Annotated in this window: 23 protein-coding genes and 1 tRNA gene; 17 read left to right on the top strand and 7 right to left on the bottom strand. The window is 37.8% G+C overall.

Annotation, left to right across the window (positions count from 1 at the left end; genetic code table 11):
* The first annotated feature begins 2 nt into the window (after nt 1-2).
* From rplT to pheT, 4 genes are read left to right on the top strand one after another with little or no spacing between them, the layout of a single operon-like run.
* A complete protein-coding gene (gene rplT, locus KJ678_00590) occupies nt 3-347 on the top strand; it encodes a 50S ribosomal protein L20 (GenBank protein ID MBU1016650.1) in 345 nt (114 codons plus the stop codon).
* The gene (locus KJ678_00585) at nt 344-526 is read left to right on the top strand and encodes a hypothetical protein (protein MBU1016649.1); all 183 of its coding nucleotides are present in this window, start codon (nt 344-346) and stop codon (nt 524-526) included. Before rplT ends, KJ678_00585 begins: the two co-directional genes overlap by 4 nt.
* Nucleotides 523-1,500, top strand: a complete 978-nt coding sequence (locus KJ678_00580) for a phenylalanine--tRNA ligase subunit alpha (protein ID MBU1016648.1) — start codon at nt 523-525, stop codon at nt 1,498-1,500. The genes KJ678_00585 and KJ678_00580 overlap by 4 nt, the downstream gene beginning before the upstream one ends.
* Before the next feature lie 3 nt (nt 1,501-1,503).
* A complete protein-coding gene (gene pheT, locus KJ678_00575; protein MBU1016647.1) occupies nt 1,504-3,435 on the top strand; it encodes a phenylalanine--tRNA ligase subunit beta in 1,932 nt (643 codons plus the stop codon).
* On the opposite strand, the gene KJ678_00570 is transcribed toward pheT, so the two are convergent.
* The gene (locus KJ678_00570) at nt 3,436-5,688 is read right to left on the bottom strand and encodes a PBP1A family penicillin-binding protein (GenBank protein ID MBU1016646.1); all 2,253 of its coding nucleotides are present in this window, start codon (nt 5,686-5,688) and stop codon (nt 3,436-3,438) included.
* A 47-nt stretch (nt 5,689-5,735) separates the two neighbouring features.
* Here KJ678_00570 and KJ678_00565 point away from each other — a divergent pair.
* The 13 genes from KJ678_00565 to trmD all read left to right on the top strand — a co-directional run bounded on the left by KJ678_00565 (nt 5,736) and on the right by trmD (nt 13,968).
* A tRNA-Tyr gene (locus KJ678_00565) sits at nt 5,736-5,810 on the top strand.
* A 104-nt stretch (nt 5,811-5,914) separates the two neighbouring features.
* On the top strand, nt 5,915-6,526 hold the full coding sequence (locus KJ678_00560; protein MBU1016645.1) for a transposase: 612 nt from the start codon (nt 5,915-5,917) through the stop codon (nt 6,524-6,526).
* A gap of 77 nt (nt 6,527-6,603) precedes the next feature.
* Nucleotides 6,604-7,020, top strand: a complete 417-nt coding sequence (locus KJ678_00555; protein ID MBU1016644.1) for a hypothetical protein — start codon at nt 6,604-6,606, stop codon at nt 7,018-7,020.
* 191 nt (nt 7,021-7,211) lie between these two features.
* Nucleotides 7,212-8,285 (top strand): tyrosine--tRNA ligase, encoded by a 1,074-nt coding sequence (locus KJ678_00550; GenBank protein ID MBU1016643.1) that lies wholly within the window; start codon nt 7,212-7,214, stop codon nt 8,283-8,285.
* Nucleotides 8,286-8,463: 178 nt separating this feature from the next.
* Nucleotides 8,464-10,497 carry an ATP-dependent DNA helicase RecG gene (gene recG / locus KJ678_00545; protein MBU1016642.1) on the top strand — a complete coding sequence of 678 codons (2,034 nt, stop codon included), beginning with the start codon at nt 8,464-8,466 and terminating at the stop codon, nt 10,495-10,497.
* Between the two features lie 104 nt (nt 10,498-10,601).
* Entirely contained in the window at nt 10,602-11,165 is a 564-nt protein-coding gene (locus KJ678_00540) for an RsmD family RNA methyltransferase (protein MBU1016641.1), read from the top strand.
* A gap of 62 nt (nt 11,166-11,227) precedes the next feature.
* Nucleotides 11,228-11,374 (top strand): 50S ribosomal protein L32, encoded by a 147-nt coding sequence (rpmF, locus tag KJ678_00535; GenBank protein ID MBU1016640.1) that lies wholly within the window; start codon nt 11,228-11,230, stop codon nt 11,372-11,374.
* A gap of 27 nt (nt 11,375-11,401) precedes the next feature.
* On the top strand, nt 11,402-11,812 hold the full coding sequence (gene nusB, locus KJ678_00530; GenBank protein MBU1016639.1) for a transcription antitermination factor NusB: 411 nt from the start codon (nt 11,402-11,404) through the stop codon (nt 11,810-11,812).
* 3 nt (nt 11,813-11,815) lie between these two features.
* Nucleotides 11,816-12,058, top strand: coding sequence for an acyl carrier protein (locus KJ678_00525; protein MBU1016638.1), 243 nt, complete (start codon nt 11,816-11,818; stop codon nt 12,056-12,058).
* A complete protein-coding gene (gene rnc / locus KJ678_00520) occupies nt 12,055-12,747 on the top strand; it encodes a ribonuclease III (GenBank protein ID MBU1016637.1) in 693 nt (230 codons plus the stop codon). The genes KJ678_00525 and rnc overlap by 4 nt, the downstream gene beginning before the upstream one ends.
* Nucleotides 12,748-12,774: 27 nt before the next feature.
* Complete coding sequence (gene rpsP, locus KJ678_00515; protein ID MBU1016636.1) at nt 12,775-13,080, top strand: 30S ribosomal protein S16; 306 nt, start codon at nt 12,775-12,777, stop codon at nt 13,078-13,080.
* The gene (locus tag KJ678_00510; GenBank protein ID MBU1016635.1) at nt 13,064-13,297 is read left to right on the top strand and encodes a KH domain-containing protein; all 234 of its coding nucleotides are present in this window, start codon (nt 13,064-13,066) and stop codon (nt 13,295-13,297) included. The genes rpsP and KJ678_00510 overlap by 17 nt, the downstream gene beginning before the upstream one ends.
* The gene (trmD, locus tag KJ678_00505) at nt 13,294-13,968 is read left to right on the top strand and encodes a tRNA (guanosine(37)-N1)-methyltransferase TrmD (protein ID MBU1016634.1); all 675 of its coding nucleotides are present in this window, start codon (nt 13,294-13,296) and stop codon (nt 13,966-13,968) included. The genes KJ678_00510 and trmD overlap by 4 nt, the downstream gene beginning before the upstream one ends.
* Here trmD and KJ678_00500 read toward each other — a convergent pair.
* The 6 genes from KJ678_00500 to KJ678_00475 all read right to left on the bottom strand — a co-directional run.
* A complete protein-coding gene (locus KJ678_00500; GenBank protein MBU1016633.1) occupies nt 13,965-14,744 on the bottom strand; it encodes a type 4a pilus biogenesis protein PilO in 780 nt (259 codons plus the stop codon). The two genes, trmD and KJ678_00500, sit on opposite strands and share 4 nt — an antisense overlap.
* Nucleotides 14,728-15,303, bottom strand: a complete 576-nt coding sequence (locus KJ678_00495; protein ID MBU1016632.1) for a PilN domain-containing protein — start codon at nt 15,301-15,303, stop codon at nt 14,728-14,730. Before KJ678_00495 ends, KJ678_00500 begins: the two co-directional genes overlap by 17 nt.
* A complete protein-coding gene (gene pilM, locus KJ678_00490) occupies nt 15,303-16,334 on the bottom strand; it encodes a type IV pilus assembly protein PilM (protein MBU1016631.1) in 1,032 nt (343 codons plus the stop codon). The genes KJ678_00495 and pilM overlap by 1 nt, the downstream gene beginning before the upstream one ends.
* Before the next feature lie 9 nt (nt 16,335-16,343).
* A complete protein-coding gene (locus KJ678_00485) occupies nt 16,344-18,218 on the bottom strand; it encodes a hypothetical protein (protein ID MBU1016630.1) in 1,875 nt (624 codons plus the stop codon).
* A gap of 131 nt (nt 18,219-18,349) precedes the next feature.
* The gene (locus KJ678_00480) at nt 18,350-19,141 is read right to left on the bottom strand and encodes a hypothetical protein (GenBank protein MBU1016629.1); all 792 of its coding nucleotides are present in this window, start codon (nt 19,139-19,141) and stop codon (nt 18,350-18,352) included.
* A gap of 248 nt (nt 19,142-19,389) precedes the next feature.
* The coding region (locus KJ678_00475; GenBank protein ID MBU1016628.1) for a hypothetical protein at nt 19,390-20,737 on the bottom strand (1,348 nt) is incomplete at its 5' end.

Genomic DNA, 20,737 nt, shown 5'->3' with positions numbered 1-20,737 from the left:
TTATGACCAGAGTTAAAACAGGGTACAAAAGAGTACGAAAACACAAAAAATTATTAAAACAAGCTAAGGGCTTTTATGGCGCAAGAAACAGTATTTTCAGAAGAGCCAAAGAAACACTTTTAAAAGCGGGGGAATACGCTTTTGCGGGGAGAAAGAAAAACAAAAGGAATTTTAGAAAACTTTGGATAATACGAATAAACGCGGCGTTAAAAGAAAATGATATGAAATATAACGATTTCATAAATAAACTAAAGAAAAATAACATCGCATTGGATAGAAAAAGTTTGGCGACATTGGCTCAAGATAAAAAAGCTTTTACAAAACTTGTTGAACAAATTAAAAAATGATATTGACAGAAGTATTGGTTTTATCAAGCATATTGTTACTGATACTTGGGATTTTGCAGTATCAAAAATATAACGATATTTTAAAAACCCTCGCTTCTTTAGTTTCCTTTAACACTCTCTCAATAATCCTAGTCGTAACGCTTTCTTATGTTTTACTTAGATTTTTACTTATCCAATGAAAGAGCTTGAAACATTAAAAAAAGAATTTGAAACGAATATCAAAGAAATTAAAACCGAAAGAGAAGTGGACGATATTTATCTAAAGTATTTGGGGAAAAGGGGTATAGTGAATAAACTCCTCGCTAAATTAGCAACTTTGCCATCAGGCGATAAAAAAGTGGCGGGGACGGAAATTAACAATCTCAAGAAAGGTATTCAGCGCCTCATAGAAAATAAAAAGCTACTGCTAACTACCGAAAATATAGAAATAGGAGATTTAACTCTTCCCGGAATAAAACCTCAAATTGGACATACCCATCCAATAACTCAAATGAAAAAATACGCCGAAGATATCTTTTTAACCATGGGTTTTGAAGTTGTGGACTCCGTTGAAGTAGACAACGATTTCAATCATTTTGAGACTTTAAACTTTCCAAAGGGGCATCCCGCAAGAGATATGTGGGACACTTTTTGGACTAAGGAATACCTTTTGCCTATTGCCCATACATCAACTATGCAACACAGACTCTTAAAAACACGCAAACCGCCATTTAGAGCCATTATTCCCGGCAAGTGCTTTAGACACGAAGCTACGGACACCGTTCACGAACACACATTTTATCAAATAGAAGGAATGTATGTAAGCAAAACCGCATCGCTTGCGGAGCTTATTGGAGTGCTTGAAAGTTTTGTGTACACCTATTATGGTTACAAAATACCCTACAAAATCCAGCCTACATATTTTCCTTTTGTTGAACCGGGGTTAGAAATGTTGGTAGAGCATAAATTAAAAAACGGGCAAAAAAAATGGTTAGAACTTATTCCCGCTGGAATGATTCATCCCAATGTTTTTAAGATGGCCGGGGTAGACCCAAACATTTACAAAGGCTTTGCCTGGGCAATCGGGCTAGACAGACTTGTAATGTTAAAATACGGCATCTCGGATATTAGAGACTTTCATAAAGGGGATTTGCGTTTTTTACAGCAGTTTTAAACTATGAAAATATCATTGGACTGGGTTAAAGATTTTACAGAAATAAATATTGAACCGCAAAAACTTTGCGAACTGCTCTCTTTGAAACTCTCGGAAGTTGAAAATTTTGAAACAACGAAGTCAAATGATGTGGTTATTGAAATAGAAAACAAGGCGCTAACACATAGGGGAGACTGTTTCAGCATAGAAGGAATAGCGAGAGAAATTTCCGCCATAACAAAATGTTCTTTTAATATTCCAAACTATGATTTAACAAAAGTGAGCAACCGCAATCCCGCCATTAATATAAATGTGGAGAGTATAAAAGACTGCCCAAGATATACCGCTGTAAAAATTACGAACATTAAACTTTGTCCTTCTCCACAAGAAATCCAAACCCGCCTAATTAACTGCGGCATACGACCAATAAACAATATCGTGGATTTTACAAACTACGCCATGCTTGAAACCGGCCAGCCCCTGCATGCGTTTGACGCCAAAAAATTAAATAAAGAAGGTGGGTATAACCTAGGCGTTAGAAGAGCAAGAGAAGGGGAAAATGTTGAAACTCTGGATGATGTTACAAGAAACCTTTCTAAACACAGCCTTATTATAACAAACGATGATAAACCAATTGCGCTGGCGGGAATCATGGGAGGCAAAGATACCGAAATGGACGAAAATACTACTGAAATAATACTGGAAGCGGCAAATTTTAACAACTTTGTTACCAGAAAAAGTTCCAGAAAATTGGGCTTAAGAACAGAAGCATCACTCCGCTTTGAGAAAAATCTAGATTCTAATTTAACCAAACGAGGGATTGGCAAATTTATTTTCCTTATCAATAAATATAATACTGGAAAAGTAGAAGGCTTTAACAACTTTTACCCCGAAAAACAAACGGCAACCGTCATTGAAACAACTTTAGACTTCTTCAATAAAAACCTAGGCATTGTTCTTAAAAAAGAGGAGGTTTTGGATATTCTTTCCTCGTTAACTTTCAAAGCGTCAACAGAGGGGGACACTTTAAAAATCACAATTCCAACATTTAGAAGAGATGTTTCTATTAAAGAAGATTTGGTAGAAGAAATTGCCCGAATCTACGGTTATGAAAACATAACCCCAAAACTACCCTCAAAAAGTATGGGGCCTACAATGCTTGAACCTAACTTGGACTTTATCCGGCAAGTAAAGGAGTTACTTAAAGTTTTAGGGTATTCCGAAATTTACAGCTATTCTTTTGTTGGAGAGGATATTTACAAAAATGTGGGTTTAAGCGCAAAAAATATGCTTGAGATATTAAACCCTATTTCTCCTCAACTTATGTTCATAAGGGACAATTTACTGCCCAGTATGTATGAGAAGGTGGAACTCAATAAAAACAGTTTTGATAACTTCAAGTTGTTTGAAATTGGAAAAGAAATACACAAACCAGAAACTAAAAACGATTTGCCTCAAGAAATTTACACTTTATGTGTTGCGTATTATGATAAAAACCAAACGGATTTAGAAACCTTGTATAGAAAGGCCAAAGGGGACATTGAAACATTTATCGCAAATTTTTCCGATGAGGATATAACTTTAGAACCCGCGGTCATCAAACCGAATCTAGTAATGTATAAAATTAATCTGGAAGAATTGCATAGAAATTGCCTTGCGCGCGGAAAGGAAATAAAAGATATTTCTAAATATCCACCGGTAATAGAAAACATTTCTTTTTATGTTAAAAAGAAAAACAGGGTAGGGAACATAATTAAAAAAATAAAAGCGGCGAGCAGTTTAATAACTACAGTGGAACTTGAGGACACTTATAAGGATGAAGGCGACAAATCCATAACATTAAAAATAGTGTATCAAGATATAAACAAATCTCTCTCCGATTATGAAATAGCTCCAATAAGAGAACAAATTATAAGGCTTCTAGAAAAGGGGGAGGAATTAAAGGTAAGGAAATAGTTAATCCGGCGGAAAATAATCTTTATCGTCAATATTTTCTTCAACCCAAGCGTCCACTTCATCTTGCCATTCGGGAAGTTCCGCCTTCATCTTAATAAAAATCCTCTCCTTTAACGAATCGTCATCCTCATCGCAATCCTCTTTTTTCTTGTAATCGCCATTATCCTTTTTGCAAACTTCCATAGGCACAAACCAATCGGAAACGGAAGTAGGTTCGGTTCCTTTAACAAACTTTTCCCATCGTCCATCCTCCGCTCCATCATAAACCCGCATACCCGACACTTTTCCAACTTCAACATCTACAATATTTTCAGGTTTTTCAAATTTTTCATCCTTTGTGTCCTTAAGATAAGCTATCATAACCTTTTGCCATATAGGAGAAGCTCCCGTAATACCCGAAGCCAATCCTTTAGCCATAGGAGAATTGTCGTTATTGCCCGCCCAAACACCAATTACAATAGACGGAGTATATCCAATGGTCCAGTTATCTCTAATATCATTGGTAGTACCTGTTTTAACGGCAACGGTATGCCCCGGAATTACCAAATTACTGCCCAACCCAAAAACCGCCGCTCTGGCGTAATTGTCAGACAAGATATCAGAAATTAAGTAGGTATAAGCGTTATCTATTACTTTTTCGCCTTTATTTGGTTTTACTTCATCCAAAACATCTCCTTTGGCATCGGTAACTTTAAGAATGCTAACAGGCGTGTGGTAAACACCTGCGTTTGCAAAAACCCCAAAAGCGTTGGTTAACTCTAAAAGCCTAACTTCTCCGCCCCCCAGTGTTAAAGAAAGTCCGTACCTTGCGGGGTCTGTAAAAGTGGTTATTCCAAATTTCTTGGCGGTTTCAATAACATTTTCAACTCCAACAAGTTTTAGCATTTTAACTGCGGCAACATTAATAGAGTTAGCTAAAGCGTAACGTACTTGGACAGGTCCTATATAATTTCCATTATAATTAACAGGTTTATAAGGCGCCTGCCCCGCCCCGCCTGAAAATGCGGTGGGAACATCAAAAAGTACGGTAGAAGGTGTAAACCCGTGTTCAAATGCGGTTACATACATTAAAGGTTTAATAGCCGACCCGGGTTGTCTTAGAGACAAAGTTACATTTACATTCCCATCATTTTCAATATCAAAATAATCTTTGGAACCTACCATAGCAAGTATTTGACCTGTTTTAGGGTCAATCGCCATTAAGGCGGCATTACCCACATTTAAATAGCTAACCTTTTCAACCTCTTCTTTAACAATTTGTTCCGCCTGTTCTTGCAAATCCAAATCCAAGGATGTAGTTACATTCAAACCTGCGTTTTCCACAACACTATCGCCATACCTTTGGCTAAGCAGATTTTTAATATACATAACAAAATGCGGGGCCTTGATACCGTGATTTATACTTGCGTATTTCAAAACATCTTCTTTAGCCATATTATATTCTTCATCGCTAATAAAATGGTGGGTTCCATCTTTCTCCACCCATCCTCGCGTTTTCATAAGCCATAGGACATAATGCTGGCGGGCAGTGGCGTTTTCGGGATTTGAACCAAATGGAGAATAATACGATGGGGATTGAGGAAGGCCTGCTATTAAAGCGCTTTCCGCTAAAGTTAAATCTTTGGACGATTTGCCAAAATAGTATCGACTTGCCGCCTCAACGCCATAAGCGGTACCTCCATAAGGAGCTTCGTTAAGATACATTTTAATAATATCGTCTTTAGAGTATTTTCGTTCTATCTGCAGAGACAATAAAATTTCTTTAATTTTTCTATTGATAGTTCGTTCGTTGGTAAGCAAAGCGTTTTTAACAAGTTGCTGGGTAAGCGTAGACCCGCTTTGCAAACCTTTTCCTCTTAACATATTAAACCCAGCTCTGGCGATACCGATTAGGTCAAACCCGCGATGTTTATAAAAGTCGGAATCTTCTGCGGACAAAGTTGCATGAATTAAAAAGGGAGAAACATCGGAAAGTTGCACCAAAGTCCTATTTTTATCCGCAAAAACTTCGTATAAAAGCTTTCCATTTCTGTCAAAGATTTTGGTGGACTGTTCAATATTTCTTGTTGTGAGCTTAGAAGGGGAGGGGAGAGTGACGGAATAAACACCAAATAGAATCAAGGAGAATAGCGCTCCCGCGGTTATAAAAAATAAGCCGAGAGAAGCGAGAGATACCGAGATAATAAGTCCTTTTTTGGTTTTCCTTCTTGAGGAAAGGGGTTTAGGTTTTTTATACGGGAATTTAAGCTTCATTATTCTTATTTTACACAATTAGGGGTAGTGTTGTAAAATAGAAGAAACCAGGGGTAGCCAAGCGGTTTAAGGCAGCAGTCTGTAAAACTGCCATTTCGCTGGTTCGAATCCAGCCCCCTGGACAAAAACTGCCTGGGGGGTAATCCCTTCTCCCCCCCCTCATACCCACACCCGGTGTGCAATTTTTGTTATTGCAGCAACCAAAGAATTGGTTTAGTATATGTTTATGCCATATAGAAAATTCCCCCCAGATGTGGGAAATTTTTATCATATCTTTAATAGAAGCATAGGCAGACAATCCATTTTTACTTGTTATAGAGATTACCAAAGAGCGCTTGAAACACTAAATTTTTATAGCTTTGCAAAAACCCCACAACGGTTCTCCTACTTTAACAAGTTAACCTTGCCAGAAAAAATAAAATTTCTAGAGAGTCTAAAACAAAATAGTGGGAGACAAGTGGATACATTAGCTTTTTGCTTTATGCCAAACCATATACATTTCGCTTTTAAAGAAATCAGGGAAAATGGGATAGCCACTTTTATGAGAAAATTTCAAAACAGCTACGCCAAATATTTTAATATCAAATATGAAAGAGCAGGAGCTTTATTTCAGAGTATGTTCAGAGTGGAAAGGATATTAGACGAAGAAAATCTAGGACATGTGATTCAATATATCCATTCAAACCCTATAAAATCGGGGATTGTTAAAACAGAAAAAGACCTTGAACATTATGAATGGAGTTCTTTAGTAGATTATTTAGGTAAAAGAAACCTATCTTTTTTGAACAAAATAAGCAACAAGCCCATACCCACACCCGGTGTGCAATATTTACCGTAACAGCGGGGTAACTAGCAAATACTAGAATTGCACTGATCTGCTTTTGTTAGAGAGAATGTTTGATATAATAAATAGAGATGAGAATATACAACAAAACGATTTTTTTTACATTGGTTATTATTTTTATTTTTACTGCTATCTGTTTTCTTTTCAAAAAAACAATCTATTATCAATCCCACCCTCAAACCCATATTATGCAAACAACAAGTGATGTTTTTCCCAAATATGGGCATAGCGAAAATTTTTCTTGGGTAGCTGGAAAACTTATCTACCACTCGATTGAAGGTGGGTGCTGGACACTTGAATTTGAAGAAAATAGAACTACACAAACAGAAGAATACCACGGTGTTTTAGCGCTAAAAATACCAAATAGGCTAATTACACGATTTAAACATAGTACCTATGTTGTTGTTTATGGAAAAGTTGTCGGTCAAAATTTTAGTATGGCTTGCCCACCAACTATTTACGAGGTAAACGATATTGTCCCAAATTGAGACTCATACCCACACCCGGTGTGCAATATTTACCGTAATTGCGCCATCCAATGGCGCCAATTAATTGGCGAGATAGGATCCCGCAACTACTTAATCCTGCTTCGGACTTTGCCCTCACAGTCCCCACAATGACGAAACTAGCATAATTCTAAACTCCTTTCAAATTGCCAGCAATTTGGTAAAATATAAATATGACTCCTAAAGAAAAGGTAGATATTATAAAAAGTTTCGCGCAGGAAATAGTATCCGAACCGGAACTGCTAAAACTGTTTGAAGAAAAAGCTCATCCTACCGCCTACGATGGGTTTGAACCTTCCGGTATAGCTCCAATCCATTTTGGACTTTTGCGCGCAATAAATGTAAAAAAACTTTTAGAAACCGGCATCTACTTAAAACTTTTTCTTGCCGATTATTTTGCGTACATAAATAATAAAGTAGGCGCTGATATGGAAAAAATCCAAAAAGTGGGGGACTATTTTGTTGAGGTTTGGAAAGCTAGTGGGGTAGACATCCGCAAAATAGAAATTATCTGGGCAAGCGACCTTATGAATTCGCTAGAGTATTGGGATAGGGTCCTTACTGTGGCTAGACACCTAACATTAAACCGAACATTTAAATCTCTAACCATAGCGGGGAGAAGCCAAAAAGACAATCTATCCACCGCGCAGTTATTTTACCCAGCGATGCAAGTTGCCGATATTTTTGAGCTGGATGTGGATATTTGCCAGCTTGGTATGGACCAGAGAAGAGCTAATATGCTTGCCCGCGAAATTTCCGATAAACTTAATTGGAAAAAACCAATTGCGGTACACCATCATATGCTTTTAGGACTTAAAGGTATAAAACAAATGGAATCCGCCGAACAAACATTAATAGCTTCAAAAATGTCCAAATCCGACCCAACTTCAAGCATATATGTCCACGATACCAAAGAAGAAATAGAACATAAGATAAAAACAGCGTTTTGCCCGCCAAACCAAACGCAAGGTAATCCCGTTTTTGACTACGCAAAGTACATAATATTCCCCTCGCTTGGGAATTTAAAAATAACCCGCGCCAAAGAACACGGAGGTTACATAGAATTCAACGAAGTAGACGATTTAAAAACCGCCTACGAAAAAGGCGATTTGCATCCAAACGATTTAAAACTTGGCGTGTCAAACAGTCTTGAGATATTAATAAAACCAGTTAGAGAATATTTTGAAAAGGACAAAAAAGCAAAAGGGTTGTATAATGAAGTGAGGAATTATAGTATTACAAGGTGAGTTTTAGTATTTAGTATTTAGTATCTAGTATTTAACAATAAAACAATATAGCCATATAACAATTCTTTTACAGATATGTACTTTTTTAGAAAACACAAAAGAGTTTGGACAATAATAACATTGATTGCTTCCTTGTCCCTATTATTAACCGGGCTGATACCACTGTTTTTTAGGTAAAATGAAACTAACGGATCCCGCAACCGCCGTTCCTTTAATTGGCGAAAAATATCAAAAGCTCTTATTTAAGCTTAATATCAAAACCGTAGAAGACCTTTTATACCATTTTCCCTTTAGGTACGAAGATTTTTCCCATATCCAAAAAATATCCGGGCTTATCGTTAATACCCCGGCAACTGTTTATGGCAATATTGAAAACATAAAAAACATAGTCACCAAAAACCGCAAAAGGATAACAAAAGCTGTATTGGCGGACGAAACGGGAAAAGTGGATATTATTTGGTTTAACCAATTTTTTTTAGTCAAGAATGTAAAAGTAAACACTCGTATTGGCGTTTCGGGAATGGTTGGCATTATGGACGGAAAACCCGCTTTTATAAGCCCGGAATACGAAATTAAGGGGGACAAACATACCGCAATCCATACCGGAAGATTAGTTCCGGTTTACCCGGAAACAAGAGGGGTAACCTCTAAGTGGTTAAGAAATAAAATGGATATTCTGCTTGATATATACAAAGAGGCAGAAATTGAATTTTTGCCACAAGAAATTTTGCAGGAACATAACTTTTCAAACTTAAACACTTCTCTAAAAAAAATACATTTTCCAGATAATCAGGAAGATGTGAATATCAGTTTAAAAAGATTCGGTTTTGAAGAACTTTTTCTGCTTAATCTAAAATCCAAGCAAAGAAAAAGTGTATGGCAGAGTAGGGAACTGGCAAAAAAAATAGCTCTCACTGAAAATAACAAAAAGATTCTTACTAATTTTATCCTAAATCTTCCTTTTAAACTTACCAACGCGCAAACCAAAGTGACAAGAGAAATAATAAACGACATCGTAAAGGATACACCAATGAATCGGCTATTAGAAGGAGATGTGGGTAGCGGAAAAACTGTTGTTTCCGCAATAGCAGTATTACTTACTGCTATAAATGGAAAAAAGACTATAATGGCGGTGCCAACTGAACTTTTGGCAACTCAACATTATACGACATTGTCCAAAATGTTTGAGAACTTCAACATAAAAGTCGGTTTGTTTACTGGTTCAAAAAAGGAAGTGGGTGTTTCGTGCCAAATAATTGTAGGCACGCACGCCCTACTTTATTCAAAAATAAAAATAGACGACTTGGCTTTAGTAATTATTGACGAGCAACATCGGTTTGGGGTGGAGCAGAGGTCCAAGTTTTTACAGACTTTAGACACTAATAAAACGCCGCACCTTCTTACTATGACGGCAACACCAATTCCAAGGTCGCTTGCTTTAACAATGTATGGAGACCTAGATTTAAGCATTATAGACGAACTTCCCAAAGAAAGACAAAAAGTAACCACCTGGGTTGTGCCTGCAAAAAAAAGAAATGGGGCTTATGGATGGATTAAAGAAAAAATTCTAAAAGAAAACGCTCAAGTTTTTGTTGTTTGCCCTTTAATAGAAGAATCCGAGGTAGATTCAATGAAAAATGTAAAATCCGCAAAAGAGGAACACGAAAAATTGCAAAAGATATTTCCAAATTTTTCCATAGGTTTAGTGCACGGGAAAATAAAACCTAAAGAAAAGGACAAAATACTAAATGATTTTAGGGATAAAAAATATAGTATATTAGTGGCAACACCAGTAGTTGAAGTTGGTATAGATATACCAAACGCTAGCATAATTATAATTGAAACTGCGGAACGATTTGGACTTGCCTCTTTACATCAGTTAAGAGGCCGAGTGGGAAGAAGTCATATAAAATCGTATTGTCTTCTTTTTAGCGATAGCTTTTTCGCCATCAAAAACAGGTTAAAACATATGGAAAAAATACATAGCGGAATAAAATTAGCCGAGATAGACCTAAAATTCAGGGGACCAGGCGACGCTTTTGGAACAAATCAACATGGGATACTAAAATTAAAAGTGGCTAACATATTTGATACAAAACTTTTGTCCCAAGCCAAAGAAAGCGCTGATGAATATTACAAAAAACTGGAAAAATACCCCAAACTAAAAAACAAACTGTTACAAACCACACAAATCCCCGTTTCTCCAAATTAGCCCCCATAGTACAAGGAGAGACCTTTTTTAAGGAGTCTCCTTAAAAAAGGTCTCTCCTTAGATAATACTATCATTCTAGATCCAAATCGTTTAAAATTACGGTTGTGGCCGTTTTAAGAATAACGCAGGGAGAAAAAAAAGGCAGTGAATTGCTTGTCCCTAAAGATATTGAACCTGTAAAAAATGTTGTAAAACTTGCTGTTTTTTCTATGCTCGGAGAAATAGTAAAAGATGCCAACTGTCTTGACCTGTTTGCAGGAAGTGGAAATCTAGGCTTTACGGCTTTAAGTTTAGGCGCTGGAAAATGCGTTTTTGTGGACGATACCCCCGCCTCCATAGCTTGCATAAAACAAAATTCAAAAAAGCTGTCCTTTGAAAATGAAGTTACAATAGTAGAAAACAATGTGGAAAATTTTTTATCTTTTTCCCTGCCCGCAAAATACAACATTATATTTTTGGACCCGCCCTATAAACTAACTATTGACAATATTGCAGAAAAACTTCTAAATTGTATAAGCAAGGAAGGTGTGATAGTATATCTGCACCATAAAGACACGGAAGCGAGGTTGAGAGGTTTTTGCGCAATTGATCAAAGGGTCTACGGAAAAACGAAGGTTAGTTTACTACAATGTCAAAGGTCAAATGTCAAAAGTCAAAGCCAAATCTAAAAACTCAAATCATAAGAACTTAAGATTTGACATTTGAGTTTTGAGCTTTGACATTTTAAACTATGCCAGTACCAAAAAAGAAAACGAGCATATCAAGAAAAAATAGAAGAAGAAAAAACATTAAACTTTCTGTAAAAAGTGTGGTTCAGTGCCAGAAATGCAAAGCAGACAAACTTCCGCATATAATCTGCAAAGAATGCGGGTGTTAAGGAAAGGTTTTTCTTCATTTTCACATTATGGATTTAAGGCATGAGGCAAGAAAACTAGCTATGTCCGTGGTGTTTGCTTGGGCGTTCTTGTCCAAAGAAACGCAATTAGATAAAGAGTTGAGCCTTGAACTTTTAGATATTAAAGAATTTGACCAGGATCTTTACAATAAAACGCGCCAAAGCGTGATGGATAATATTCAGGAAATAGACGCCGAACTTATAAAAGCCGCCCCAGAGTGGCCTTTGGATAAAATAGCCAAAATTGATTTAGCGTGTTTAAGAATAGCAATTTGCGAACTTAAATACATTAAAAACATTCCAGCAAAGGTGGTCATTGACGAAGCGGTTGAATTATCCAAAGAATTCGGAGGAGATAATTCCAGTAAATTTATTAACGGGGTTTTGGGAACATTACTGGCAGAAAACCCTAACAAATAAGCTATGAAAGAAACAAAACAATTATTAAAGGATTTAAAAATCTTAATTTCTAGAGAAACCGGCGTTAGCCCAGAAGAAGTGGCTTTAAACTCCCATTTTGAAGAGGACCTAAACATAGACGCCTTTGAATTTGCCAATCTTATGGTTGCTATAGAAGAGGAATTTAATATAGAGATTACTCCTGAAGATATAGAAAAAATTAAAACTGCGCAGGATTTATTGCATTTTGTGGAAGATACTTTATGAAAACAAGTACAGAAAAATTGGAGAAGAAATTAAATGTCTCCTTTGTCAACAAAAATCTGCTTATCAAAGCCCTAACTCACCGATCTTACTTAAATGAACACAAAGATTTGGAGGAATCAAACGAACGGCTTGAGTTTTTGGGCGACTCCATCTTGCAGTTTTTAACCTCCGAATATCTTTATAACAATTACAGCGCTCAAGAAGGTCTATTAACAAGCTACCGATCCGCCGTAGTTAGAACAGAATCGCTGGCGGATGAGTCTACAAAACTAGGAATTGGCGATTTTCTCCTCTTATCCAAAGGCGAAGAAGCCACAGGGGGCAGAGAAAGACCATACATTCTCGCAAACACCTTTGAGGCGCTCTTGGGGGCAATGTATCTAGATAGAGGGTTAGATATAAGTCGCAAGTTCCTGGAAAAAACTATTTTCCAAAAAATTGCAGAGGTTGTTCAAACCAAACGGTATAAAGACAGCAAAAGTTCTTTTCAAGAATTAGCGCAAGAAAAGAAAGGGATTACGCCACTGTACAAAGTTATTAAAGAGTGGGGACCCGACCACGACAAAAAGTTTAAAGTCGCAGTCTTCGTTGGCGATTCCATTGAAGGCGCAGGAGAAGGAAACAGCAAACAACGCGCCGAAGAAACCGCCGCTCAAAACGCGTTAGAAAAATGGACCACCCCCTTGTAAAAAAACCGTTTTAATGTTAAAATTCACATAATGTTAAAAATTAGGTTATCAAAATTCGGCGCGAAAAACGCCCCCACCTATAGAATTGTTGTTTCTGAAGCCCGCTCTAAAAGAGACGGGAAGAATCTTGATAAATTGGGATTTTATAATCCCACAGCCCCAAACCCCAAAAAATTTTCCTACGATAAAGAAAAATACATCGCATGGATAAAAAAAGGAGCTAAACCTACAAAAGCTGTTGTGGACATGATAAAAGGCAAATACATTTTCAAAAAATACGAGCCGAAAAAAGAAATTGTAGAGAAACCAAAAGAAAATGAAAACAATTCTTGAAAACATTATAAAAAGTGTTGTAAAAAACCCTAAAGATATAACCGTAGAACAAGAGGATATTAACGATTTGGCAAAATTAAAAGTTACCGCCAACAAAGAGGATATGGGTACTATTATTGGAAAACAGGGCAGAGTAATTAAAGCAATCCGGGAATTGGTAAAAGTTAAAGCGCTAAAGCAGAATAAATATTTTGAAATACAAGTTTTAGAAAAATGAGATTTTTTATCCTCACTTTATTTCCTCATATAATTGAAAACGCAGTTGATTTTTCTATTTTAAAACGCGCCAAAGACAAAAAATTAATAGAAGTAATCCCTATAAACATCCGAGACTTTGCGCAAGACAAACACAAAACTACCGACATGCCTCCCTACGGCGGGGGAGCGGGCATGGTGCTAAAACCCGAACCGCTTTTCTTGGCAGTGAAACATGTATTAAATACATACCGCCTTGCAAAAAAATCCTCTGAAATCATTCTCCTTTCCGCGGGAGGAAAATTATTTAATCAGGAAATGGCAAAAGAACTTGCCAACAAAAAAGACCTTATCCTAATGGCAGGGCATTACGAAGGTGTGGACGAGAGAGTTGCCGAATATCTAGCAACGCGAGAAATATCTATAGGAAATTATGTTTTGTCCGGAGGAGAATACCCCGCTCTAGTTCTGTTAGACACAGTATCAAGGCTATTGCCAGAGGTTTTAGAAAACGAGGAGTCTTTAAAAACAGAATCTTTTCAAGAAAAAGATGTTGTGGAGTATCCTCAATATACCCGTCCTGAAATTTACGAAGGACTAAAAGTACCCAAAGTCCTATTATCCGGAAACCATAAAGAAATTGAACTCTGGCGAAAAAGCGAGAGTGAGAGAAAAACAAAAGAAAATAGTTAGTCGTTTAATTCCAAGGGTTGTTCGTCAATAGGCTCTGTAATTTGTTCCTCAACCGGAACAGGAGCTATATTTATATTCTCATACTTCTTGTAACCTCTCAATTTTTCAAGAACTTTGTTTAAATTCCCGCTTCTAAAATCCGCCTTTACGGGCGTACCGCTGGCAAGGGACGGTGTTAATATCTCCTGCCCTAAATAATAACCAGTTATGCTCAAAGAAACATTTAGTTTTGTTAAATCCTCTTTAGAGATAGCGCCTAATCGCAAAGATTCAAAACTAACTATTCTTCTCGCGTTTTCTAAAAGTTCCAAAAATTTAATTAATTGCGAATAAGAACCTGTTACCATTGTCTGCGCAAACAGTCCGTTTTCAGCCCCTAAATTTTTTGCTTCCCCCGCATTTGCGCTAGTTGCTTTGGAAGCGCCAGTATATTGCAAAGAATTTAAATAAACTCCCGCTTCTCCAGAAATTTGCTGAATTTGAGACAAAAGAGCCGAAATTTCATCTTTTTCCGGAAGAGCGTCTAACGCCAAAAAAAGGTTATCGTCAAGAACACCAGCCATTCCCGACACAATTTCTAGATTTTTACGCTTTTCTGATAGCGCGGATAAACGGTCTTGAGATAAAAGGATGTTTTCTTTAATATCGGATAAACTGTTAAATGATTTGAAACCAACAAAAAACAAAATAGCGCCGGCAACCAACAACAAAAGAGCGGGAAATAGTATTCCCTTATATTTAACAATGCTTGAAGTTAAATTAGTTATCAACTCCATCCGCCAATACCCCTTTCTTCAAATAAATATTCATAGAAAACTCAATTCTGGCAGTCTCTTCCCTTAAATTAACAGAAGTAACTTCGGAATAATCAAAAATGGATTCCCCTAATAAACTGTTATCCGCGATGTTTTTTACTAATTCCGAGAGCATAGCGTAAGAAGCCGTTACGCCCCCAATAGTCGCTTTATCAGGTCCGGAAACGGCTATATCCGTTAAATAAACTCCCGAAGGCGAAATTTTCCCTAACTCTTTAAGAAGTTTTGAGTATAAAAGCCTTGAATCTAAAACTTTCTGTATGAAAGTAAGTTTTTCTCCCAAAATCGTCATTTTGGATTCCATATCTTTTAAAGAAACAATTTTCTGCTCCTCAACGACAATCTCTTCATTTGTACCGTTAAGGGTTTTATTAAGAACAAGTTTATATGCTAATAAACCAACGGACACGATAATACTCAAAGAGCACAATACAATAGACCACTTAAACAAACCCTTTATCTGAATCTCCCTTCTTTTCTGTCTTTTTAATTCCTCTGGGATTAAATTTATGTCTTGCATTATATATCCTTTAAAACTAAACCAACCCCCGTTGCAAACATAGGACCCAAATCGTCCAATTCTTTTTCATTAAACTTGCTGGCCACCACAAGCTTTTTCCAAGGGTCAGCTTTTTGGACCTCTAAATTTAGATACTGCGCTGTATGTACCAAAATTCCCGGCACGGTGGATGTTCCACCACACAACACCACCCTCTTTACCCTTCTTGGGTTTTTTCTTGTTTCATAAAAAGCGACCGATTTTCGTATCTCATTAAGAATAACATTAAACACCGGTTCTATGGAAGCTTTTATTTTGCCATCCATTTTGGATTCATCCAAACCGTAACTTTTAAGATACTCTTGAGCTTGCTTTGCCTCTAAATTAAGCTCTTGCGAGATAGCCCTTGATATGGAACTTCCGCCCGTAGAAATGCTTCGGGTAAATCGTATGTAATCATCCACCAAAATAGACAAATTAGTAACTTCCGAACCTATATTCACAACCAAAGTAACGGGATAAGAACTTTCGTTGTAATAAATAGACCTTGCTATAGACATAGATTCAGGCTCCAATCCAACAGGGGTTAAACCCGCCTTTATGAGTATTTTTACAAACCGTTGAACCAGACCTTTTGGAACGGCAACCAGCAAAACCTCTGTCTTGTCGGAACTTTCTCCTTCAATATCTTTAGGCAATATCTGAAAGTTTAAGGTTACATCCTCAATTGAAATGGGCAAGTACTGTTCCGCTTCCCAAAAAACCGCTTTTTCAACTTCTTTTCGGGACATTTTTGGAATTTCTATTACTCTTGTAAAAACATGGGTTTCTGGAAAAGACGCCACAACATTGGTGGAGGAAAAAGACGATTCCGAAATAAATTTGCGAAGACTCTCGGAAAGCTTATCGGCATCCGTTGCGGATTCGGAAAGAAGCGACTCTTTAAAAGCGGGGGAAAAGGCGTAGTTTAAAAGCTCGCAAGTTCCTTTTTCCTTTCTAACCGCAACCCCCTTTATTAAACTTGTTCCTATATCAAGTCCTATAATATCCATAATTTCTCATTAAAAAATCTCGCTCCATTTAATACTAACATTACCAAAAAAGGATGTAAAATCAATTAAATATTTGGGGTCATAAATAAATTCCTCCGCAGGATCGCTCTGGCTTTTAAAAGCCGAGAAACTTCTGTTTAGTTCAAAGGTATTGGCTGTAACCCCGCCAAATATTTTAAGCGGGTCATTTACAAATCCTCCGTTATAAGAGGTGTTAAATGTCCCGTCCACAATAAAAAAACCATCCAAAACCGAAACATTCTTATCTACTAAAACATCTCCCTTTACTACAAAAATGGTGCCTGAAGTATTTTTCATATCAATATTTTTTTGCGCAATAAGGTCTCCATTAACAAAAAAAACATTTGAAAATTGCTTAGTGGTGTAGTTTCTAGGAATAGTGGCTGCGTTAACCTGAAAATTCCCCGAAGTTTTAAAAGCGCCATTTGTTACAGGCAAGGAACTAATAGTGTTATCAGGAGAATATTTATTAAATAAGTCGTCATAAGAATAGGAAACCATATTAAAGCGGGAAGGGTAGTATGAAACAAGCCAATTTTTGCTGGATGAGAAGTTTGACAATGCTTGCGAAGATACAACAAGCGCATTGGTATTATCTTCCGGAGAACCGGAGGACATATCTATTGAATTAAGCGAAATTACATTCCCATCCGTACTTTTCACCCAAGGTCCGTTTATACATATTTCTTTGGTGGACTCATTCCCCGCCAAATCTTCCACTTTAAACCTAACTCCTTTGCATAAAAACCAAGTGGAATTGCAGTAGTTTATCACGGGGGACGCAAGTGTCCCGGTTATATCGCCATCCGCAAAACTGGGTTCCGCAGATAACCAACCATCCGATACAAAAGAACCTTTGCAATTCTCATAATCCGTAAAATATCCCCATAACCAAGTATACAAAGGAGAATATTGAAATTCCGAAGTATCCGCTTTCAACCTGGAAACATTGTCAGAGACATTAATTGTGGATATAAGGGTATGCGCGTTGCCCGCTCGCTCCGTTTCAAAGTTTTGCCAATTGGTTGGCGCTATAGTATCTATTTTAAAAGAGGCGGATTTAGTGTTTTCTGTATTGCCAGCAAAATCCACGGAATAAAATTCAAGTGTGTTTATGCCATTATCTGAAATTGTAAAAACAGTTTGGGGCTGTTCCGAAGCGTACGCCGCATACACCCCGTCAAAATAAGCGGAACCCACCCCCTGTAAAATAAGCTCAAAATAAAGACCATAAGCCGAATCCGAGGAGATAACCAAATCTTTAAGCTCGTAAATCCAATCAAATGTCCCGTTATGAACAGGCGAAGTATAAAGAAGTTTCTCGCCAGTACTTGTTAAAATATAAACTTTATAAAAGGCGCCAACTCCCAAAATACCGCTACCTTTGAGCCACACTCCCAAAGAAACCGTTTTCCAAGGCGAAACCACAACATAACTTTGGTTGTTGGTAAAAAGGGAAGATCCATTTTCTAAAGAATTTATTTTAATGGAATAATCATCTATTTTGGCAAACTCGCTTGTTCGCTCTCCAGTTGAGTTGTTGAACGGAATAAAGCTCCAACCTTCCGTATCCGATTCAAAAGAGGAGTTTATAACCATATTTAATGTTTGGGTAAACGATTTTTTGGTCCACAATCCGTTATTCAACCGCCAATTTATTTCCTTAACACCCGATTCCAAATCTACTGCGTTTAAAGTTACTCCCACAGGAGTTTTGTACCAACCATTATTGCCATCGGGGGATGGGGGATTGAGCAAAAGAGAGGTTGTTGGGGGGGTAGTGTCGGAAAACGCAAAAACTACAGAAGAGAACAAAAGAGAGAAAAAGATCAAAAATAAAACAATGGGACAGTTTTTATTCACTCTTTAATACTAACCTTTGCAATACAAATTTTCAATTACCATTCGTCATTGCGAGGAGCTTGCGACGAAGCAATCTCATTGGGATTGCTTCTCCCGACTTTAGGTCGGGATCGCAATGACGGAGTACTTTACTACTTACTCAACGGTTCCGTTTCGGATGCTGAAAATATACTGTAATCAAATATAGCTGGAAGTTGCGGTCTAGACCTTATAACCTGAACTTTCCTTTGCGCGGTACCGGCTGTTCCTGTGGAATCAATTAAATACCCTTGAGAAGGACTAGCGTTACTAAACTTTGCAATAACTTTAGTATCAGAATACAAGGGCCTAATTCGCGCAATTTTATAATCGGAACTAAAACTAAAAGTTCCCGAGCCGCAAGGCAAATCCTCGCCACTATTTGAAGACCCGTCATCAAAATTGTTATCTCTGTCTTCCTCGCAATTATAAGCGTACTTCTCAACAGAGTAGGGAGCAGAAGTTCCCTTAACAAAGGTTATTTCAAGCGAAGCGGTATCGTCGCTCCCAAAGTAAATATCCAAACTACCGCTGTATCCGTCCAAATTAATTTCTTGGGAATCATCTTGCTTAACAAGCGGGTAAGTTAAAATGTTACCGGAAAATTCCGAGATGATATACTCGTAATCGCATATATTAATTCCTTCCGAATCCTGTAAAGTTCTGCTGTATGTTCCAAAAGAATCCTCTTCCTCCTCATTTATTTTATTTAGACCTTCCTCAGCCCCCGATTCGGCGCAATGCAAGGCTTGGTCGCTTTGGGAAGTGTATGTTGCCCTGCGGATATTTGATATAGCGCGGTTTGAAGCGGCAACTCCCACCGCTAGAGATACCACCATAACAAGAACAACAACAACAAGTGTCGCCTGTCCTTTATCATTTTTTAACAATAGCTTCTTATACATATCCTTTATTATTGTAAATTTAAAATTGTATATTGTAAATCACTTTCCATCCTTGCGAGCCTGCCTGCACACTTGTCTGCAAAGGTAGAGGCAGGGAACGAGCGTAAGTGGACACCCACCGTCATTGCGAGGAACGAGCGTAAGCGAGAGACGAAGCAATCCCGGTGAGATTGCTTTGTCGTCACTTCGTTCCTCCTCGCAATGACGATAAAACTATTTACATCTATATTCATAAGGACAGGTTAGATTTACTGCAAATAGAAACGCATAATCCCCGTCTCTCCTCGTTCAATAATTATTATATTCTCCCGCCCCCCATCCAAATCTGTTATGGCAATTTCAGCTTTCTTGTAGTTTTTTGAGGTATTAACTCCACTTAAACAAGAGCAGGAATACGAATTTCCTACAGTTTCCGTTGTAACCTGCAAAGAATCTTCCTGACAAGCAGAACTCCCAAACTGCCAAGTGCAAGTAGTCAACCCGCCATTACTTCTATTAACTGTACTCGATATGCAAGTCCACCCGCCATATTCACAAGCACCCGCGCTGCAAGAGGTCCAGCAGGGGTTTGTGCTGGCGCAAAATGTCTCGGAAGGATACCCTAACCAAAAGTCGTAAGCAGCACAGGTACCTGTAACACAACAGGATATACTTAAACAAGCTTCCTGCCAGTTGGGGTTTTGGTTATGGCAACCTAGCTGAACATATTCCCAAGCGCCGTCTGGTTTTATACAATAACCACTCTGCGCATATGCTGTTACACTCCTACCCCAGTAATTACTGGGTACTGTTCCCGAAGATATTTTATAGCAATTCCCACTTCCGTCTGCAGAGCATGTTCCCGACCCGTTATAAACCAAACCTTGCGCGCCACAAGCGCTTATGTTCTGTGTGGTATATGAGCTATAAGAACAAGCGCTGTCACAACCCCCGGAAGGACTTAATTTCCAACATCCCCCAACACAAGCGCTTCCTACAAAAGTCCCCGAAGCGCACTTTCCTGGCGTTGAAGTTACAGAACCCCCACTAGCATACTTGCTATCCACGCAAGAACACGCTGAATAAGTTTTGCAAACGGGCGCAGAAATGTATTTAGTAACATTCTCACAATAACTTGCCGCTGTTCCAGAACATACCGCAGGCAAGGACCGTGGAGTGGTCGGGTCACAACCTCCCGGTACAATTTGCGGAGAAGTGTTACATGTCCAAAAACTGTTTCCAGAACTATCTATCTTATAAATTTTTCCTTTTCCTTGATTAGGAGTTTTTTCAAAAAGTATATAAACCCCATTATCGCCAGATATATTGCTAACACTCCCGTCCTCATCCGTTAAAGTTATGGAATTTATTTTTGCCCCTGCCGACAGTTCAAAAGTTTTATCCGCGGAAAAATACATATTGCTGGGATTTAATTTAAAAGAAACACCCCACTCCTGCCCACCTATGCCAGAAATGGCTTTAGTTTCAGCAAGAGACAGATTTTGTATTATACTCCTTGAACTTTCTTCCGATGACCTGCTAAACGCCAGATTATAATAAATTGGTATGGAAATAGCCGTTAGGATTATAATTACACTTATAGATATTAAAAGCTCT

Source organism: Patescibacteria group bacterium, from assembly GCA_018817085.1.
Taxonomy (GTDB): domain Bacteria; phylum Patescibacteriota; class WWE3; order CG2-30-40-12; family CG2-30-40-12; genus CG2-30-40-12.
The sequence above is the reverse complement of the archived record's forward strand: the minus strand, read 5'-3'. Positions and strand labels throughout refer to the sequence as shown.

Bases quoted from the DNA above. Each gene is read 5' to 3' on its own strand.
- rplT (MBU1016650.1), top strand. From the start codon at position 3: ATGACCAGAGTTAAAACAGGGTACAAAAGAGTACGAAAACACAAAAAA.
- KJ678_00585 (MBU1016649.1), top strand. From the start codon at position 344: ATGATATTGACAGAAGTATTGGTTTTATCAAGCATATTGTTACTGATA.
- KJ678_00580 (MBU1016648.1), top strand. From the start codon at position 523: ATGAAAGAGCTTGAAACATTAAAAAAAGAATTTGAAACGAATATCAAA.
- pheT (MBU1016647.1), top strand. From the start codon at position 1,504: ATGAAAATATCATTGGACTGGGTTAAAGATTTTACAGAAATAAATATT.
- KJ678_00570 (MBU1016646.1), bottom strand. From the start codon at position 5,688: ATGAAGCTTAAATTCCCGTATAAAAAACCTAAACCCCTTTCCTCAAGA.
- KJ678_00560 (MBU1016645.1), top strand. From the start codon at position 5,915: ATGCCATATAGAAAATTCCCCCCAGATGTGGGAAATTTTTATCATATC.
- KJ678_00555 (MBU1016644.1), top strand. From the start codon at position 6,604: ATGAGAATATACAACAAAACGATTTTTTTTACATTGGTTATTATTTTT.
- KJ678_00550 (MBU1016643.1), top strand. From the start codon at position 7,212: ATGACTCCTAAAGAAAAGGTAGATATTATAAAAAGTTTCGCGCAGGAA.
- recG (MBU1016642.1), top strand. From the start codon at position 8,464: ATGAAACTAACGGATCCCGCAACCGCCGTTCCTTTAATTGGCGAAAAA.
- rpmF (MBU1016640.1), top strand. From the start codon at position 11,228: ATGCCAGTACCAAAAAAGAAAACGAGCATATCAAGAAAAAATAGAAGA.
- nusB (MBU1016639.1), top strand. From the start codon at position 11,402: ATGGATTTAAGGCATGAGGCAAGAAAACTAGCTATGTCCGTGGTGTTT.
- KJ678_00525 (MBU1016638.1), top strand. From the start codon at position 11,816: ATGAAAGAAACAAAACAATTATTAAAGGATTTAAAAATCTTAATTTCT.
- rnc (MBU1016637.1), top strand. From the start codon at position 12,055: ATGAAAACAAGTACAGAAAAATTGGAGAAGAAATTAAATGTCTCCTTT.
- KJ678_00510 (MBU1016635.1), top strand. From the start codon at position 13,064: ATGAAAACAATTCTTGAAAACATTATAAAAAGTGTTGTAAAAAACCCT.
- trmD (MBU1016634.1), top strand. From the start codon at position 13,294: ATGAGATTTTTTATCCTCACTTTATTTCCTCATATAATTGAAAACGCA.
- KJ678_00500 (MBU1016633.1), bottom strand. From the start codon at position 14,744: ATGGAGTTGATAACTAATTTAACTTCAAGCATTGTTAAATATAAGGGA.
- KJ678_00495 (MBU1016632.1), bottom strand. From the start codon at position 15,303: ATGCAAGACATAAATTTAATCCCAGAGGAATTAAAAAGACAGAAAAGA.
- pilM (MBU1016631.1), bottom strand. From the start codon at position 16,334: ATGGATATTATAGGACTTGATATAGGAACAAGTTTAATAAAGGGGGTT.
- KJ678_00480 (MBU1016629.1), bottom strand. From the start codon at position 19,141: ATGTATAAGAAGCTATTGTTAAAAAATGATAAAGGACAGGCGACACTT.